Genomic DNA, 17311 nt, shown 5'->3' with positions numbered 1-17311 from the left:
TGGGTTCATCGTGATCGACGAGGCCACCAACCGTACCGTCGCCGCCGCCATGATCGTCGAGACCACCTGACCCCACCGGTTCCCGGGGCCCTTCCCCACCGGACAACGCCAGGAAGGGCCCGGCAACCACCCCAGCCCCGTCACACGCGCGTTCGGGGCGGCGCGGTTCTCAGGTGAGCCGGTTGGCGCCGGGAGCGGGCCGCACCCTGACCAGACCGGGGACGGCGAAGCCGCGCTCGGCGTACGCGGCGGTGACGGCGGCGGTGACCGCGTCGGCCGAGGCCGCCTCCACCAGCGCCAGCACACAGCCGCCGAAGCCGCCGCCGGTCATCCGCGCACCGAGCGCCCCGGCGGCCAGCGCCGCCTCGACCGCCGTGTCGATCTCCGGCACGGTGATCTCGAAGTCGTCCCGCATCGAGGCGTGCGAGGCGGTCAGCAGGGGGCCGATCTCGCGGACCCGGCCGGCGCGGAGCAGCGCGACGGTGTCGAGGACCCGCTGGTTCTCGGTGACCACGTGGCGTACCCGTCGCCGGGTCGCGTCGTCGGGGAGCCGCGTGAGCGCGGTCACCAGCCCGTCGGTGGGGACGTCCCGCAGGGCGGCCACCCCGAGCAGGTCCGCCGCCTGCTCGCAGGACCTCCGACGGGCCGCGTACTCGCCGTCGGCGTGCCGGTGCGGGGCCCGGCTGTCCACGACGAGCAGGGTCAGGCCGGTGGTGTCGAGGTCGAACGGGATGTGCTCGACCTCCTCGGTGCGGCAGTCGAGGAAGAGGGCGTGCCCGTCCCGGCAGCGGATCACGGCGGACTGGTCCATGATCCCGGTCGGCGCGCCCACGTAGGCGTTCTCGGCCCGTTGAGCCAGCCGGGGGCGTCGGCCGGTGGGCAGGTCCAGCCCGCCGAGGTCGACCAGCGCGGCCAGCACCGCGGCCTCCAACGCGGCCGAGGAGGACAGGCCGGAGCCGAGTGGTACGTCACTGGCGACGGCGAGCCGCGCGCCCGGTACGGCGTGTCCGGCCTCGCGCAGCGCCCAGACCACCCCGGCGACGTACGCCCCCCAGCCGGTGACCCGACCCGGGACGAGGTCGTCGACGGTGAACCGTACCGGCTCGTCGGCATGTTCCGAGCAGACCGTCCAGGTCCCGTCCGGTGCCGGGGCGGCGGCCACCACCGTGCGCAGGGAGAGGGCGAAGGGGAGCACGAAACCGTCGTTGTAGTCGGTGTGCTCGCCGATCAGGTTGGCCCGGCCGGGGGCCGCCCAGCAGCCGGCCGGCTCGGCGGCGTACCGCTGCCGGAAGCTCGCGTCCGCGCGGCCGGCGACGTCACCGGGGGTGGCCCGACCGGGGGTGGGGCGGTCGGCGACCCCACCGGCGGGGGGCGCTGCGGTGGGGTGTCCGGTCACGACTGCTCCAGGATGTGCGTGCGGTAGAACGCCCAGGCGTCCCCGACCATGTCGTGCAGGGTGGGCTTCTCCGGCACCCAGCCGAGTTCGGCGTGGGCGAGTCGGGCGGAGGCGACGAGCTCGGCCGGGTCGCCCTCGCGGCGCGGGGCGATCTCGACCGGGACGGGGTGGCCGGTGACCTCGCGGACCACCTCGACGACCTGCCGGTTGGTGAAGCCGTTGCCGTTGCCGAGGTTGTAGATCCGGTGCTGGCCGGGGGTGGCCGCGTCCAACGCGAGCAGGTGGGCGCGGGCGAGGTCCGCGACGTGGATGTAGTCGCGGACGCAGGTGCCGTCGACGGTGGGGTAGTCGTCCCCGAAGAGCTGGAGTTTCTCGCGTCGACCGGCGGCGACCTCCAGCGCGATCGGGATCAGGTGGGTCTCCGGGTCGTGCCGCTCACCGATGGCCTCCTCGCCGCGCAGGTACGCCCCGGCGACGTTGAAGTAGCGCAGCGAGACCGCCGCCAGGTCGTGTCCGATCGCCTCGGAGGTGAGGGCCATGTCGACGGCGAGCTTGGTCGCGCCGTACGTGTTGGTGGGGGCCTTGACCGCCGTCTCCGGAATGGGCAGCTCGACCGGGTTGCCGTAGACCGCGGCGGTGGAGGAGAAGACCAGGCGCGGCACCCCGGCGGCGCGGACCGCGTCGATCAGTGCCAGCGAGCCGACGGTGTTGGTGTGCCAGTACAGCTCCGGCCGCACCATCGACTCCCCGGCGGCGATCAACGCGGCGAAGTGCAGCACCCCGTCGAAGCCGGCCTGCCGGGTGAGCACACGGCCGGCGTCGTGCACCGGCACCTCGACGTGGGTCGCCTCGGGGGCGAGCGCCTCGCGGTGGCCGGTACGCAGGTCGTCGAGGACGACGACCTCGTGTCCGGCGTCCAGCAGCATCCGGGTCACCACGCTGCCGATGTAGCCGGCCCCGCCGGTGACGAGCAGTTTCACGTCGGTCCCCTCCTGCCCGACCACCGTGCGCGGTGGCCGTCCCGTAGCTCACCCTACGGCCGCGTTTCCGGCGGTCCGTGGCCCGAGCTATTCCATCATGAACTACCAGGGCCGAACAGAGTTGAACATGGGTGATCTGTCGGAGGTTCGGGTGTCTACCATCTCTGGTATGCGGGAGACGGGCGGTTCCCGGCCCCGGCGGCCCCGGCCGGGGCGGCCACGACGACCGGGGCTGCCGCGACCCGAACCGGGCCCGGTGGCACGGGTGGTGGCGGGCGTCGTGGTGCGCGCCGCCGACGGGGCGACCCGACTGGTGACCCACCTGCTGCGCGCCGGCCCCGCCGCCGGCCGGGAACGGATCAGCGAGGCGGACCTGCGCGACCTGGTGGCCGCGAACACCGTCCTCGACCCGGACGAGCGCCGGATCATCGACGAGGTACTGGTGGCCGGCGCCAGCCTGGTCCGCGAGGTGATGATGCCCCGCACCGAGGTGGTCTTCCTGTCGGCCCGGCTCACCGTCGCCGAGGCCGCCGAGCTGGCCCGCACCGCGACGCACACCCGCTACCCGGTGGTCGACGGCACCCACGACGACGTGGTCGGCTTCGTGCACCTGCGTGACCTGCTGCTCCGGCCCGACCCGGACCCGACCCCCCGGGCCACCGTCGCGGAGTTGACCCGCGAGGTGAAGCGCCTGCCCGGCAGCAAGCGGGTGCTGGCGGCGCTGACCGAGATGCGCCGGGAACGGCACCACCTGGCGGTGGTGGTCGACGAGTACGGCGGCACCGCCGGCATCGTCACCCTGGAGGACCTGATCGAGGAGCTGATCGGGGAGATCCACGACGAGTACGACACCGACCCCGACCCGGTGCACGCCGGACTTCCCGCCGTGGTGGACGGCCGGCTGAACCTCGCCGACTTCGCCGAGCGCACCGGGGTGGCGTTGCCGCCGGGCCCGTACGAGACGGTCGGCGGGTACGTGATGGCGGGCCTGGGTCGACTGGCGGTCGTCGGTGACGAGGTGCCGGTGGTGGCCGAGCCCGGCCAGCGCTCCGCCGGTGCCGCGAACCGCACCCCGGTCGGTGGGCCGGCTGGCGGTCCCGCCCCGGAACCGGCGCCCGGGAACGGCTGGTCGCTGCGGGTGCTCGCACTGGAGGGACGCCGGGTGGCGCGGGTCGCGGTCGCGGTGGCCCGTCCCGTCGAACCACGGGCCCCGCTCCCGTCCACCCCCGGCCAACCGGCCACCCAGGGCGGGCGACCCGTCGTCGCCACGTCCGTGACCACGGGTGCCCCGGCTGCCGGCCGGACGGCGGCCGGGGCCGGACCGGTGACGGTCGAGGGTCGATCACCGGCCACCATGGCGGGTAAGTCGACCGCCGGCCCGTCATGACGTAAGCCGGGTGTTGCTGACAGAATTGCCGGCATGTCCGACGTGCCTGCCCGCCCCCGTGTCCTCTCCGGCATCCAGCCGACGGCCGACTCGTTCCACCTCGGCAACTACCTGGGCGCGGTGCGGCACTGGGTGGCCCTCCAGGACACCCACGACGCGTTCTACTGCGTCGTCGACCTGCACGCCATCACCGCCGGGCACGACGCGAAGACGCTGCGCCAGCGCAGCCGGACGGCCGCCGCGCAGCTGCTCGCCGTCGGGCTGGACCCGGAGCGCTGTGCGCTGTTCGTCCAGTCCCAGGTGCCCGAGCACGCCCAGCTGGCCTGGATCCTCTCCTGTGTCACCGGGTTCGGCGAGGCCAGCCGGATGACCCAGTTCAAGGACAAGTCGCAGAAGCAGGGCAGCGACCGGGCCAGCGTGGGCCTCTTCACGTACCCGATCCTCCAGGCCGCCGACATCCTGCTCTACCAGGCGGATGCGGTGCCGGTCGGCGAGGACCAGCGTCAGCACCTGGAACTCACCCGGGACCTGGCGCAGCGCTTCAACACCAGCTTCGGCCGGACGTTCACCGTGCCGGCGGCGCACATCGTCCGGGACACCGCGAAGATCACCGACCTTCAGGATCCGACCGCGAAGATGTCGAAGTCCTCGTCCTCGCCGGCCGGCATCATCAACCTCCTGGAGGAGCCGGCCCGCTCGGCCAAGAAGATCCGCTCGGCGGTCACCGACACCGGGCGCGAGATCGTCTTCGACGCCGAGGCCAAGCCGGGCATCTCCAACCTGCTGACCATCTACTCGGCGCTGACCGGCCGGAGCATCGACGACCTGGTCGCCGCGTACGCCGGCCGGGGCTACGGCGACCTCAAGAAGGACCTCGGCGAGGTGGTGGTGGAGTTCGTCCGGCCGGTGCAGGAGCGCACCCGCGGCTACCTGGACGACCCCGCCCAGCTCGACAAGCTGCTCGCCCAGGGGGCCGAGAAGGCCCGCGCGGTCGCGGCCCGGACCCTGGCGACCACGTACGAGCGGGTCGGGTTCTTCCCGCCGGTACGCGTCGGGTGACGTCGGTGCCATGACGTCAACGGTGGACGGGTCAGCGACCGGAGAGGTGGCGCGGGGCGTGGATCGTAGGGGCGCGACGGCGGGTACGGCCGCGACCACCCAGATCGGCGTGGCGGTGGACATTCCGGAGCCGTGGGGTTCCCTGCTCACCCGCCGGCGGGCGGAGTCGGGTGACCCGCTGGCGGCCCACATCCCCGCGCACGTGACACTGCTCGGGCCCACCGAGATCCCGGTCGACGCCATGCCGGTCGTCGAGGCGCACCTGGCCGCGGTGGCCGCCGCGCACCTGCCGTTCAGCCTGCACCTGCGGGGCACCGGCACCTTCCGTCCGGTGACCCAGGTGGTCTTCGTCGCGGTGGCGGCCGGGATCAGCGAGTGCGAACTGCTCGCCGAGGCGATCAGTGCCGCCCCCGAACTGCGCCGGGAGACCCGGTTCCCGTACCACCCGCACGTGACGGTCGCCCAGGACGTCGCGCCGGACGCGCTGGACCGGGTCTACGAGGACCTGGCCGACTTCTCCGCCATCTTCGAGGTGGAGGCGTTCACCCTCTTCTCGCACTCGGGCCAGATCCGCTGGCAGCCCCGCCGCGACTTCCGCCTCGGCGGCTGAACCCGCTGACCGTACCGGCCGGCGACGGGGACGCGGATCGGCGAGGATGATCGTGTGAACCTGTTCGGTCGGATCGAGGCCGGGGCCAACCGGTGGATCACCGGGCTGCGCCGGCGGTCGCGGGTGTTCGACCACGTCTGGCGGGCCGGGGTGCGCTACAACGACGTGCTCGCCGGACGGCTCGCGGCGGCCATCGCCTACTACGGGTTCTTCGCGGCCTTCGCCCTCGCCCTGATCGGGTACGCGATCTTCGGGGCGGTCATCGAGGACAACGCCGAGGTGAGCGAGGCGGCGGACGACTTCTTCCGGGAGAACCTGCCCTTCCTCGACCCGGCGCAGATCGCCGACAGCAGCGGCCGGGCCGGCGTGATCGGCCTGGTCCTCCTGGCCTTCACCGGGATCGGCTGGGTGGAGTCGATCCGCTCGTCACAGCGGCTGATCTACGGCCTCAACCAGCAGCCGGGCAACTTCTTGGTCCGCCGCCTGGTGGACCTCGGCGTCCTGGTCGCGCTCTTCGTGCTGCTCGGGTTGTCGGTGGCCGCCGTCGACGCGCTGGAGTCCCTGCTGCGGTGGCTGCTGCGCAGCACCGGTTCGGTCGCGCTGACCACGGTGAGTGCCGTGCTCAGCGTCGTGGTCAACATGGTGCTGGCCAGTGCCCTGCTGGTGCTGGTGCCCCGGCTGCGGATGAGCCGCCGCCGGCTGCGGCCGGTGGTGCTGGTGGTCGCCGTCGGTGTCACCCTGCTCAACACGCTCGGCCGGTACTACGTGGTCCGCACCGAGCGGAGCCCGGCGTACGCGGTGGTGGCCGGCGCGGTCGGGCTGCTGCTCTACCTCTACCTGCTCAACCAGTTGGTGCTCTTCGGCGCGGCGCTCGCCGCGACCAGTGAGCAGGGACGGGTGTTGGATCTGGCCGACGGGGGTAAGGTCGTCGCTCCGGTCGGTGGCGTCAGGCCCGGCGCCCCGGAGCGTCCGGATCCCCCTGCCCGCGCTCCGGACTTTCCCGACCCCCCTGCCCGCAGTTGACCCCCGAAAGGCGCCGCAGATGACCGAGTCGTCGCAGATGACCGAGCCGCAGCCGTTCCGCGTCGAGGTGGTCGTGGCGGCCGACCGGGAGAGGGTCTGGTCGGCGCTGACCGAGCCGGAGGTGATCCGGCAGTGGTTCGGCTGGGAGTACGCGGGACTGGCCGAGGAGATCCGGCACATCTTCGTCGACCACGCCGAGGCGTACCCGCCGGACCGGATCGCGCTGGAGGTCGGCCAGGAGCTCCAGGCGGAGGCCGACGGGAAGCGGACCCGGGTGCGGGCGGTGATGCCGGGTGCGCTGGACGGCGAGGCGGCCGACGGGTACGACTCCCTGGAGGAGGGCTGGCGGACCTTCTTCGAGCAACTGCGGTATCTGCTGGAGCGGCGTCCGGCGGGAGAGCGGCGCACCGTGCGGCTGACCGGTCGGGCCACCGGGAAGCAGGTGCTCGCCGTACTGGACGGGGTCGGACCGACGCAGGAGTGGCACGACAGCCGGTACCAGCGGATCGTGGTGGACGCCGAGGGCCGGTTGCTGGCCGCCACCGCGGAGATCCCGCTGGCCGACGACGAGGTCGGGCCGGTCAGCCTGGTGGTCAGCGCGTACGGGCTGGACGACGCCGGTCTGGAGCGGTTGCGCACGGAGTGGACGCGCCGGTGGCGGGACACCGTGCCGGACGGCGAACTGGATCCGTCATAAGCGGCAATTAGGGCGAATCGTCCTCGGCATCCCGCGCCGGGGAGCCATGATGGGCGCGTGGGCGCACTCGTGACGTTGGACCTGCCGGACGACTCGCCGATGCTCGGCCTGCCGTGGATCATCACCTTCGGCCCGCTGGGCGACGCCGAGGAGTGGGAGCCGGTGGTCTGCGGGCCGTACGAGCGCCCGCACGCGCTCGCCCTGGCCGAGTCGGTGGTCGCCGACGAGCAGTTGATGGCGGTGGTCGAACCGCTGCTGCCGGCGGTCTCCGCCGACGAGATCCGGGGCGAGATCACCTCGGCGCGGATCGCCGCCGAGGACGAGATCGCCGAGGTCGAGGAGGCCGACCTGTACGGCGACTTCGAGGACACCATCGACGAGGAACTGGAGGAGGCGGCGGCCCGGGAACCGCACGGCGAGCCGCGTACCCCGCCGACCGAGGAGCAGTTGCGGGCCGGGTTTCGGCGGATCGCCTCCCGGCTGACCGGTCCGGCCGACTGAAGCCGCCCCGACGGGCCCGGTACGGACACCGGCGCCCCGGGAGGATGTCCCGGGGCGCCGGTGCCCTCACCCCCCACCACAAGGGGTCGTCTGCCCCAGTCGCCCGCCGGCGCGGGGCACGGCGAACGACCAGGTGAATCAGGTCTACCCGACCGGGCGCCGCTCGAACCACCCTGCGGCGTCGATCGGCAGGAGATGCCCGTCACCCTCGTCGGCGAGCGGCGCGCTGGCGACGAGCGGCGTACCGTGGCCGCTGATCCGGGCCGGGGCGCCGGTGAGGTTGACCACGCAGGTCAGTTCGACGTCGCCGGCCGCGCGACTGAACGCCAGCACTCCGGGGTCGGTCTCCCGCCAGGTGATCCCGCCGTCGCCGAGGGCCAGCGCCGGGTGGGTGCGCCGGATCCGCAGCGCGGTGCGGTAGAGCTCCAGGGTCGAGTCGGGCACGCCGGTCTGGGCGGCGACCGAGAGGGCGGCCCAGGTGGCGGGGGCCGGCAGCCAGCTCAGCTCGCTGCCCTCCGGGCCGAAGCCGTACGGGGCGAGCTGCCCGCTCCACGGGATCGGCACCCGGCAGCCGTCCCGGCTCTCCCCGGTCCGCAGGAACGACGGGTCCTGCCGCAGCTCGTCCGGGAGGTCGAGCACCTCGGGCAGGCCCAGTTCCTCGCCCTGGTAGATGTACGCGCAGCCGGGCAGGGCGAGCATCAGCAGGGTGGCGGCACGGGCCCGGCGCAGGCCGACCTCACCGTCGCCGTAGCGGGTGACGTGCCGCTTCTTGTCGTGGTTGGAGAGCACCCAGGTGGTCGGTGCGCCGACGATGGTCGACTCGGCCAGGGCGGTGTCGACGACCTTCCGGAACGAGTCGGCCGACCAGGTCGCGTCGAGGAAGTCGAAGCTGAACGCCTGGTGCAGCTCGTCCGGACCGATGTAGCGGGCGAGCCGCTGCGGGGTCTCCGCCCAGGCCTCGGCCACCGCCATCCGACCGCCCGGGTAGCTGTCCAGGATGGGCCGCCAGGACCGGTAGATGTCGTGCACCTCGTCCTGGTCGAAGTAGGGGAGCCGGCCCTTGCCGAGCAGCTCGACCTGCCGTTGGCCGGTGGTCATCGTGCTGAACCCGACGTCCGGCAGCCCCTCCTCCTTGATCATCCCGTGCGCCACGTCGATCCGGAACCCGTCCACGCCCCGGTCGAGCCAGAACCGCAGGATGTCCTCGAACTCGGCCCGGACCTCGGGGTGCCGCCAGTTCAGGTCGGGCTGGGCCGGGTCGAACAGGTGCAGGTACCACTGGCCGTCGGGGACCCGGGTCCAGGCCGGGCCGCCGAAGATGCTCTCCCAGTCGTTCGGGGGCTCCGCACCGCCCGCCCCCCGGCCGTCGGCGAAGAGGTACCGCTCCCGTTCCGGGGAGCCGGGGCCGGCGGCGAGGGCCGCCTGGAACCAGGCGTGCGCGTCGGAGGTGTGGTTCGGCACCAGGTCCACGATGATCCGCAGGCCGAGGGCGTGCGCGTCGGTGATCATGTTGTCGAAGTCGGTCAGGTTGCCGAACGACGGGTCGACGTCGCGGTAGTCGGCCACGTCGTAACCGCCGTCGACCATCGGCGAGGTGTAGAAGGGGGTCAGCCAGAGCGCGTCCACACCCAGGTCCCGCAGGTAGGGCAGGCGTTCCCGGATGCCCTGGAGGTCACCCACGCCGTCGGCGTCGGAGTCGGCGAAGCTGCGGACGTAGACCTGGTAGACGACCGCGGAGCGCCACCAGTCGAGGTCGGTGGCGGACGGCGTCGGGTGGGTGGCGGTCACGGTGGGCGTACCCCGTTCTGTGGCGCGGGACGGCGACGCACCCGCACGGAGTCGGTGCGGGCGCGGTGGTGGGTGCAGAATGCCGGCCCGGCGCTGCAAGAGTCAAGCAGGACTTGCGCAAGAAATGTCGTCGGTTCCGTCACCCGAGCGGACCGCTCCCCGGTCGCTGCCCGGTGGCACCGGCGGCGGGGTGCTGGCCATCCCCCTCAGGCCGGTACGGCCAGCGCGGGCGGCGCCGGTCGCTGCCGGCTCGGGGGCGGGCCGGGCGGGGTGGTGCCGGTCGGGGCGACCGCGGTGGAGCCCCGGACCACCAGTTCCGGGCGGAAGAGGTACTCCGAGTGCGGGGCGCCGTGTCCGTTGATCTCGTCGACCAGGGCCCGGACGGCGGCCACCGACATCGCCACCACCGGCTGCCGCATCGTGGTCAGCGGCGGGTCGGTGAAGGCCATCAGCGGGCTGTCGTCGTACCCGACCACGGAGAGGTCCGCCGGGACGGAGAGGCCGCGCTGCCGGGCGGCCCGGATCGCGCCCAGCGCCATCAGGTCGGAGCCGCAGACGATGCCGGTCACGCCCCGGTCGAGCAGGCGGGCGGCGGCGGCCTCGCCGCCCTCCACCCCGAACAGGGAGAGTTCGGCCAGCGCCTCCAGCTCGGTCTCGTCCAGGTCGACCAGGCGGCGGATGGCGGCCTTGTAACCGGCGACCCGGCGCTGCACGGGCACGAACCGGTCCGGGCCGGTGATCAGGCCGATCCGCCGGTGCCCGAGGGCGACCAGGTGGGCGACGGCCAGCTCGGTGGCCTCGCGGTCGTCGCAGGAGACGAAGGGCGCCGCGATGCCGGGCGCGAAGCCGTTGATCATCACGATCGGCAGGGGCCGCCCGATCAGCGCGCGGTACCGGTCGTGGTTGGCGGCGGTGTCGGCGTGCAGGCCGGAGACGAAGACGATCCCGGAGACCTGCCGGTCCAGCAGCATCTCGACGTACTCGTCCTCGGTGACGCCGCCGGGGGTCTGGGTGCAGAGCACCGGGGTGAACCCGCTCTGCGCCAGGGTGGACTCGATGGTCTGGGCGAAGGCGGGGAAGATGGGGTTGTCCAGCTCGGGCACGACCAACCCGACCAGCCCGGCGCTGCGTTTGCGCAGCCGGGCGGGGCGTTCGTAACCGAGCACGTCGAGGGCGGTCAGCACGGCCTGCCGGGTCTCGGGGGCCACGCCGGGGCGGTCGTTGAGCACCCGCGACACCGTGGCCTCGCTGACTTCGGCCTGTTGGGCGATGTCGGACAGTCGAGCGCGCATAAGCCGCACTTTAGCTCAACCGCAACTTCTTGCGAACACTCCTGCAAGCCCTTCCATTATCTGCAACCTCTTGCTAACGTCCCCGCAACATGCGTGAGCAGCGGCGCGGCACCGCGCCGGTCAGCACCAAATTCTACCGACGTTTCCCCTGGCGGGCCGCCCTTCCCCCGGCGGGCCTGCCATGACGACAGGAGTACCGATGCGCATCCGTACCGCGGGTGTGGTCGCCGCCGTCGCCCTGGCGCTCGCCGCGTCCGGCTGTGGTGGCAGCGACAACAGTGACGAGCCGGCCGCCAAGGAGAGCGCCAAGGCGTCCGGTGGCAAGCTGGTGATCTGGGCCGACGACAAGCGGACCGAGGCCCTCAAGCCCTTCGCCGAGAAGTTCGGCACCGAGAACGGCGTCACCGTCGAGGTGCAGGCCGTCTCCAAGGACCTCCAGACCAACTTCGTGACCGCCTCCCAGCAGGGCAGCGGTCCGGACGTCGTGGTCGGCGCACACGACTGGATCGGCAACCTGGTGCAGAACGGCGCCATCGAGCCGGTGCAGCTCGCCGCCGAGCAGAAGAGCGGCTTCAACGAGACCGCGGTCAAGGCGGTCACCTTCAACGGTCAGGTCTACGGCGTCCCCTACGCCATGGAGAACCTGGCGCTGATCCGAAACACCGAGCTGGCCCCCGAGGCGCCGAAGACCATCGAGGACCTGGTGGCCGCCGGCAAGAAGCTCAAGGCCGAGAAGAAGGCCACCGAGATCCTCTGTCTCCAGTCCGGGCAGAACGGCGACGCGTACCACATCTACCCGCTCTACACCTCGGCCGGCGGCTACCTCTTCGGCACCGGCGCCAACGGCGACTACGACCCCAAGGACCTGGGCGTCGGCAAGCCCGAGTCGATCGCGGCGTTCCAGAAGATCGCCAAGCTGGGTGAGAAGGGCGAGGGCGCCCTCAAGCGCTCGATCACCGGCGAGAACTCGATCGCCACCTTCACCGGCAAGAAGTGCGCCTTCCTGGTCTCCGGGCCGTGGGCGATCACCGACGCCAAGAAGGCCGGCATCAAGTACGACATCTCCCCGGTCCCCGGCTTCGCCGGTGGCAAGGAGGCCCAGCCGTTCGTGGGCGTCCAGGCGTTCTACGTCGCCGCCAAGGGCAAGAACAAGGCCCTGGCCCAGGAGTTCGTCGCGAACCACGTCAGCACCTCCGAGCTGGCCGTGGCGCTCTACAACGCCGAGCCGCGCCCGCCGGCGCTGACCGCCGCTCTCGACCAGGTCAAGGGGAACGACCCGGACCTGACCAAGTTCCAGGAGGCCGGCAAGAACGGCCAAGTGCTCCCGGCGATCCCGGCCATGGCCGCGATCTGGGACCCGTTCGGCAAGGCCGAGGCCGCCATCATCGGTGGCGCCGACCCGGCGAAGACCATCACCGCCGCCGGTAAGACGATCTCCGAGCAGATCAAGTAATGACCACGTCGCTGTCCGGCTCGGGGTCTGGCACACAGACCCCGGGCCGGGAGCCCTCCGGCTCCCGGCCCGCGCGCACGCGCCGCGCCGCGCGCAACGACACCCCGATCACCGCCACCGGCCTCGCGGTGAAGGTGATCCTGCTCGGGCTGACCGCCGGAATCGCGGTCTGGGCGGCCTTCCCGCTCATCGAGGCCGAGAAGTGGGCCGGACTGGCCCTGCTGCTGGCGACCACCGCCGGCCTGTTCTACCTCTACCTCAGCCGCCGGCACGTCCCGGCCAAGTACCTGGCCCCCGGCACGCTCTTCCTGATCGCGTTCCAGGTCTTCCCGGTGCTCTACACGGCGAGCACCGCGTTCACCAACTTCGGCGACGGCCACCGGGGCACCAAGGACGACGCGATCGTCGCCATCCAGACCGCCTCGGTCAAGCAGGTCCCCGGCTCCACCGAGTACGCCCTCTCCGTCGCCACCGAGGGCGACCCGGCCACCGCGCCGCTGGTCTTCCTGGTCAGCGACCCGCAGACCGGGAAGGTCTCCGCGGGGGACCCGGACGGCCTGCGGGAACTCGACGCGGCGGACGTCACCGTCGCCCCCGGCGGCAAGGTCACCGCGGCCGAGGGCTACACCGTGCTCACCTTCGGCCAGGCCAGCGCGCGCAGTGCGGAGATCACCGCACTGGTGGTGCCGACCGAGGCCGGCGCGCTGCGCTCGTCCGGCCTCTCCCGCGCCTACGAGGGCAAGGCGGTCCGGGCGTACGACAAGGGCTGCGACTGCATCCGGGACACCGAGAACGGTCGGACCTGGGCGGCCGACGAGAAGAACGGCGCGTTCGTCGCCGCCGACGGCGAGCGGCTCGCCCAGGGCTGGAAGGTCGGCGTCGGGCTGCGCAACTTCAGCCGGGTGCTCACCGACCCCAACATCTCGGGGCCGTTCTTCGGCACGCTGCTCTGGAACTTCGCCTTCGCGCTCGGCTCCACCGGGCTCACCTTCCTGCTCGGCATGGCCATCGCGCTGGCGCTGCACTCGCCCCGGATGCGCGGCACCAACATCTACCGGGTCCTGCTGATCCTGCCGTACGCCATGCCGTCGTTCGCGATGCTGCTGGTCTGGCGGGACATGTTCAACACCGACTTCGGCCTGATCAACAACCTGTTCGGCCTCGGCGTGGACTGGTTCGGGCAGGACTGGTCGGCCCGGGTGGCGGTGATCCTGGTGCAGCTCTGGCTCGGCTACCCGTACATGTTCCTGGTCGCCACCGGCGCGTTGCAGGCCATCCCCCGGGAACTGACCGAGGCGACCTCGGTCGACGGGGCCTCGCCCTGGCAGTCGTTCCGGTCGGTCACCCTGCCGCTGCTGCTGGTCGCGCTCTCCCCGCTGCTGATCGCGTCGTTCGCGTACAACTTCAACAACTTCAACGCGATCTACCTGACCACCGAGGGCGGGCCGTTCCCGGCGGACAACCCGACCAGCGGCGCCACCGACCTGCTGATCACCTACACCTACCGGCTGGCCTTCGGCGCGCAGGGCGCCGAGTACGGCCTGGCCGCCGCGGTGTCGATCTTCATCTTCACCATCGTGGCGGTGGTCTCGGCGATCAGCTTCCGGCGCACCCGGCAGCAGGAGGAGGTGTACTCGTGACGGTCGCACAGGCACCGGTCGCGAACCGGAACGCCGGCGCACGCCGGGGACGCTGGTTCGCCCAGGTCGGCTGGCGGCACCTGGTCGGGGTGCTCGCGGTGGCGTTCAGCCTCTTCCCGATCCTGTTCGTCCTCTCCGCCGCGCTCAACCCGCTCGGCACCCTCAGCTCCACCGGCCTGGTGCCCACCGAGGGCGTGTCCTTCGAGAACTTCACCGGCCTGTTCGAGCGGACCGCCTTCGAGCGGTGGTTCCTCAACTCGCTGCTGGTGGCGGGGGTGGCCAGCTTCACCTCGGTCTTCCTCTCCGCGCTGGCCGCGTACGCGTTCTCCCGGATGCGGTTCGCCGGCCGGCGGCCGGGGCTGCTCGCCCTGCTGCTGATCCAGATGTTCCCGCAGTTCCTGGCGATCGTGGCGATCTTCCTGATCTTCACCACGGTCACCGACCTGTGGCCGGCGATCGGCTTCAACACCCCGTGGGGCCTGCTCCTGCTCTACCTCGGTGGAGCGCTCGGGGTGAACACCTGGCTGATGAAGGGCTTCTTCGACACGCTCCCCCGGGAGCTGGACGAGTCAGCCACCATGGACGGCGCCACGCACGCCCAGGTCTTCTTCCGGATCATGCTGCCGCTGGTGGCGCCGATCCTGGCGGTGACCGGCCTGCTCGCCTTCATCGGCACGATCAACGAGTTCCTGATGGCGAACGTGTTCCTCACCAGTGCCGAGTCGAAGACCCTCGCGGTCGGCATGTTCGGCCTGGTGGCCGGGGAGCGGAACAACAACTTCGGCATCTTCGCGGCGGGCACCCTGCTCACCGCGATCCCGACGGTGCTGGTCTTCCAGCTCGTCCAGCGCTACATCGTCTCCGGCCTCACCGCCGGAGCGGTCAAGGGCTGATCGCAGCCCCACCGGCAAGGGCGTCGGCGACGGCGTACACCGGAGCAGTCGAGAGCTGCCCGTCGGGTTACCCGACCCGGCGGGCAGTTCGCCTCTTCCCCGTACCCGACCCGGAAAGGGCCGAGCATGTCCACGTACCGTCCCGCCCCGCACCACGACGGATCCGCCCGCTACGTGCCCGAGCAGGCGCCGGAGATCGGTGACACCGTCCCGGTCCTCGTCCGGGTGCCGGCCGGCGCCGACATCCGGCAGGTGCACGTGCGTACCACCCCGGACGGCGAGCCGCGGTTCGCCGAGGCCACCGTCGACTGCACCGACGGCGACACCGTCTGGTGGCGGGCCCGGGTGGAGGTGCGCAACCCGGTCACCAACTACCGCTTCATGCTGACCGGCCGACGTGGCCGCCGGTGGCTCAACGCCGCCGGGCCGGTCGACCACGACGTGCCCGACAACGCCGACTTCCGGCTGGTCGCCCACGACCCGCCGCCGGCCTGGGCCCGGGACGCGGTGATCTACCAGATCTTCCCGGACCGGTTCGCCCGTTCGGCGGCGGCGGCCTCGCGGCCGGCCCCCGACTGGGCGATCCCCTGTGACTGGGACACCCCGGTCGTCGGGCGCGGTCCGGAGACCCCCTACCAGCTCTACGGCGGCGACCTGGACGGGATCACCGCGCACCTGGACCACCTGGACCGGCTCGGGGTCAACACCGTCTACCTCACCCCGGTCTTCCCGGCCCGCTCCAACCACCGGTACGACGCGGCCAGCTTTGACCACGTCGACCCGCTGCTCGGCGGGGACGCCGCCCTGGCCCGGCTCGCCGACGCGGTGCACGCCCGGGGCTGGCGGCTGCTCGGCGACATCACCAGCAACCACACCGGCGAGGGGCACGAGTGGTTCACCAGCGCCCGCGCCGACCCGCACGCCCCCGAGCGGGAGCTGTACTACTTCGACGCGGACGGCGACTACGAGTCCTGGAACGGGGTCCGGTCGCTGCCGAAGCTGAACTGGGGCAGCGCCGAGCTGCGCCGCCGGTTCGCCACCGACCCGGACTCGCTGCTGCGCCGCTGGCTGCGCCCGCCGTACGGGCTGGACGGCTGGCGGGTGGACGTGGCGAACATGACCGGCCGGCGGGGCGCTGACGCGTACACCTACGAGGTGGCGGCGCTGCTGCGGGCGGTGGCCACCGACACCCGCCCGGACGCCCTGGTGATGGCCGAACACGGTCACGACCACACCGGCGACCTGGACCGGAACGGCTGGCACGGGACGATGAACTACGTCGGCTTCACCGACCCGGTGTGGAGCTGGCTGCGCGCCGGGGACGACCCGGTGCCGAACTTCCTCGGCACCCCGGGCGGGGTCGTCCGGCGGGACGCGGACGCGGTGCTGGCCACCATGAACACCTACCGGTCGCTGGTCTCCTGGCGGTCGTACACCCACTCGTGGCAGCTGCTCGGCTCGCACGACTCGGCCCGGATCCGCACCGTGGTCGGGGACGCGGCCCGGCAGGAGGTCGCCGCCGGGCTGCTCGCCACCATGCCCGGCACCCCGATGGTCTTCGCCGGGGACGAACTGGGACTGACCGGGACCAACGGGGAGGGGTCGCGTACCCCGATGCCCTGGCACCGGCCGGAGACGTGGGACAGCCGGACGTTCGAGACGTACCGGGCGTTGATCGCGCTGCGCCGGACCGAGCCGGCGCTGCGCCACGGCGGCCTGCGCTGGCTGTACGCCGACGCCGACACCCTGGTGTTCGCCCGGGAGGCGGTCGAGGGCACCGTCCTGGTGCTGGCCCGCCGCGCGCCCGGCAGCCCGGTCCGTCTCACCGGCCTGCCGCCCGCCGAGAACGTGTACGGCGGCGCGCCGGCCCTGCGCCCGGCCGCCGACGGTACGGTCACCCTCCCCGGCGACGGCCCCACCTTCCAGGGCTGGCGGTTCGCCTGAGGCTGGCCCGCCGTGGTCAGGCCCCGGCGAGGAGGGCCCGGACGCCGGCGAGGTAGGTCGCCCGGTCCGGACGACCGGTGAGGATCCGCTGCATCAGGTACCCGAGGATCGTGCTGAACAGCGCGGCGGCGACGCCCTCCACGTCGGCGTCGGGAGGCAGTTCGCCGCTGCGCTGGGCACGCTGGACGACCACCGCGAGGTGCCCCCGGACGCCGGTGTACTTCGACGCGACCAACTCGGCCAGCGCCGGGTCACGCAGCGACTCCGCCCACACCTGGAGGGCGATCCGGAGCTGGCCGTCGGCGCCGGTGTGGGTGTCGACGTAGTCCAGCGCCCGGTCCAGCACCTCGATCACCGGCAGCGGCGGTTCCACCTCGGCCAGCTCGGCGAAGATCCGGCCGGCGCCGCCGACGACCGACTCGGCGATCGCCGCGATCAGGTCGTTCTTGCTGCGGAAGTAGCGGTAGACCGCGCCCACCGAGAGCCCCGCCTCGGCGATCACGTCCTGCATCGTGGTCTGGTGGAAGCCGTTGCGCAGGAAGCAGCGCCGGGCCGCGTCGAGGATCTGCTGGCGACGGGCGGCAAGGTGTTCCTCCGAGACGCGGGGCACGGCACGAATTGTAGAGCGAACGTTCGTTCTTGATTTTC

Annotated in this window: 14 protein-coding genes and 1 pseudogene; 10 read left to right on the top strand and 5 right to left on the bottom strand. The window is 72.4% G+C overall.

Annotated elements, in window-relative coordinates; all coding sequences use genetic code 11:
- Positions 1–169: 169 nt before the first annotated feature.
- Together galK and galE are read right to left on the bottom strand one after the other, a co-directional pair.
- Positions 170–1396 carry a galactokinase gene (gene galK, locus AB0F58_RS29190; RefSeq protein WP_357149833.1) on the bottom strand — a complete coding sequence of 409 codons (1227 nt, stop codon included), beginning with the start codon at positions 1394–1396 and terminating at the stop codon, positions 170–172.
- Positions 1393–2376 (bottom strand): UDP-glucose 4-epimerase GalE, encoded by a 984-nt coding sequence (galE, locus tag AB0F58_RS29185; protein ID WP_357149830.1) that lies wholly within the window; start codon positions 2374–2376, stop codon positions 1393–1395. Before galE ends, galK begins: the two co-directional genes overlap by 4 nt.
- Before the next feature lie 280 nt (positions 2377–2656).
- Between galE and AB0F58_RS29180 the strand changes: the two are divergent.
- From AB0F58_RS29180 to AB0F58_RS29155, 6 genes and pseudogenes are all read left to right on the top strand, one after another.
- Positions 2657–3583, top strand: a pseudogene (locus AB0F58_RS29180) (hemolysin family protein); the annotation flags it as partial.
- 213 nt (positions 3584–3796) lie between these two features.
- Entirely contained in the window at positions 3797–4822 is a 1026-nt protein-coding gene (trpS, locus tag AB0F58_RS29175) for a tryptophan--tRNA ligase (protein WP_357149827.1), read from the top strand.
- Between the two features lie 10 nt (positions 4823–4832).
- Complete coding sequence (locus tag AB0F58_RS29170) at positions 4833–5432, top strand: 2'-5' RNA ligase family protein (RefSeq protein ID WP_357149824.1); 600 nt, start codon at positions 4833–4835, stop codon at positions 5430–5432.
- Between the two features lie 54 nt (positions 5433–5486).
- On the top strand, positions 5487–6455 hold the full coding sequence (locus AB0F58_RS29165) for a YihY/virulence factor BrkB family protein (protein ID WP_357149821.1): 969 nt from the start codon (positions 5487–5489) through the stop codon (positions 6453–6455).
- A gap of 19 nt (positions 6456–6474) precedes the next feature.
- Positions 6475–7152 (top strand): SRPBCC domain-containing protein, encoded by a 678-nt coding sequence (locus tag AB0F58_RS29160; protein ID WP_357149818.1) that lies wholly within the window; start codon positions 6475–6477, stop codon positions 7150–7152.
- Between the two features lie 57 nt (positions 7153–7209).
- Entirely contained in the window at positions 7210–7653 is a 444-nt protein-coding gene (locus AB0F58_RS29155) for a hypothetical protein (protein ID WP_357149815.1), read from the top strand.
- A gap of 144 nt (positions 7654–7797) precedes the next feature.
- Here AB0F58_RS29155 and AB0F58_RS29150 read toward each other — a convergent pair whose 3' ends face one another.
- Both AB0F58_RS29150 and AB0F58_RS29145 read right to left on the bottom strand, forming a co-directional pair.
- Positions 7798–9441, bottom strand: a complete 1644-nt coding sequence (locus AB0F58_RS29150; RefSeq protein ID WP_357149812.1) for a glycoside hydrolase family 13 protein — start codon at positions 9439–9441, stop codon at positions 7798–7800.
- A gap of 206 nt (positions 9442–9647) precedes the next feature.
- Positions 9648–10733 (bottom strand): LacI family DNA-binding transcriptional regulator, encoded by a 1086-nt coding sequence (locus tag AB0F58_RS29145; protein ID WP_357149809.1) that lies wholly within the window; start codon positions 10731–10733, stop codon positions 9648–9650.
- A 199-nt stretch (positions 10734–10932) separates the two neighbouring features.
- Here AB0F58_RS29145 and AB0F58_RS29140 point away from each other — a divergent pair, with 199 nt between their 5' ends.
- From AB0F58_RS29140 to AB0F58_RS29125, 4 genes are all read left to right on the top strand, one after another.
- Entirely contained in the window at positions 10933–12186 is a 1254-nt protein-coding gene (locus tag AB0F58_RS29140; RefSeq protein WP_357149806.1) for a maltose ABC transporter substrate-binding protein, read from the top strand.
- Complete coding sequence (locus AB0F58_RS29135) at positions 12186–13826, top strand: ABC transporter permease subunit (RefSeq protein WP_357149803.1); 1641 nt, start codon at positions 12186–12188, stop codon at positions 13824–13826. Before AB0F58_RS29140 ends, AB0F58_RS29135 begins: the two co-directional genes overlap by 1 nt.
- Positions 13823–14719 carry a sugar ABC transporter permease gene (locus AB0F58_RS29130; RefSeq protein ID WP_357149799.1) on the top strand — a complete coding sequence of 299 codons (897 nt, stop codon included), beginning with the start codon at positions 13823–13825 and terminating at the stop codon, positions 14717–14719. Before AB0F58_RS29135 ends, AB0F58_RS29130 begins: the two co-directional genes overlap by 4 nt.
- 126 nt (positions 14720–14845) lie before the next feature.
- The gene (locus AB0F58_RS29125) at positions 14846–16663 is read left to right on the top strand and encodes a glycoside hydrolase family 13 protein (RefSeq protein ID WP_357149796.1); all 1818 of its coding nucleotides are present in this window, start codon (positions 14846–14848) and stop codon (positions 16661–16663) included.
- A gap of 16 nt (positions 16664–16679) precedes the next feature.
- On the opposite strand, the gene AB0F58_RS29120 is transcribed toward AB0F58_RS29125, so the two are convergent.
- On the bottom strand, positions 16680–17273 hold the full coding sequence (locus AB0F58_RS29120; protein WP_357149792.1) for a TetR/AcrR family transcriptional regulator: 594 nt from the start codon (positions 17271–17273) through the stop codon (positions 16680–16682).
- Positions 17274–17311 lie beyond the last annotated feature (38 nt).

The sequence above is a fragment of the Micromonospora sp. NPDC023956 genome (assembly GCF_040639195.1).
Taxonomy (GTDB): domain Bacteria; phylum Actinomycetota; class Actinomycetes; order Mycobacteriales; family Micromonosporaceae; genus Micromonospora.
This window is presented reverse-complemented; position numbering and strand designations above follow the sequence as displayed.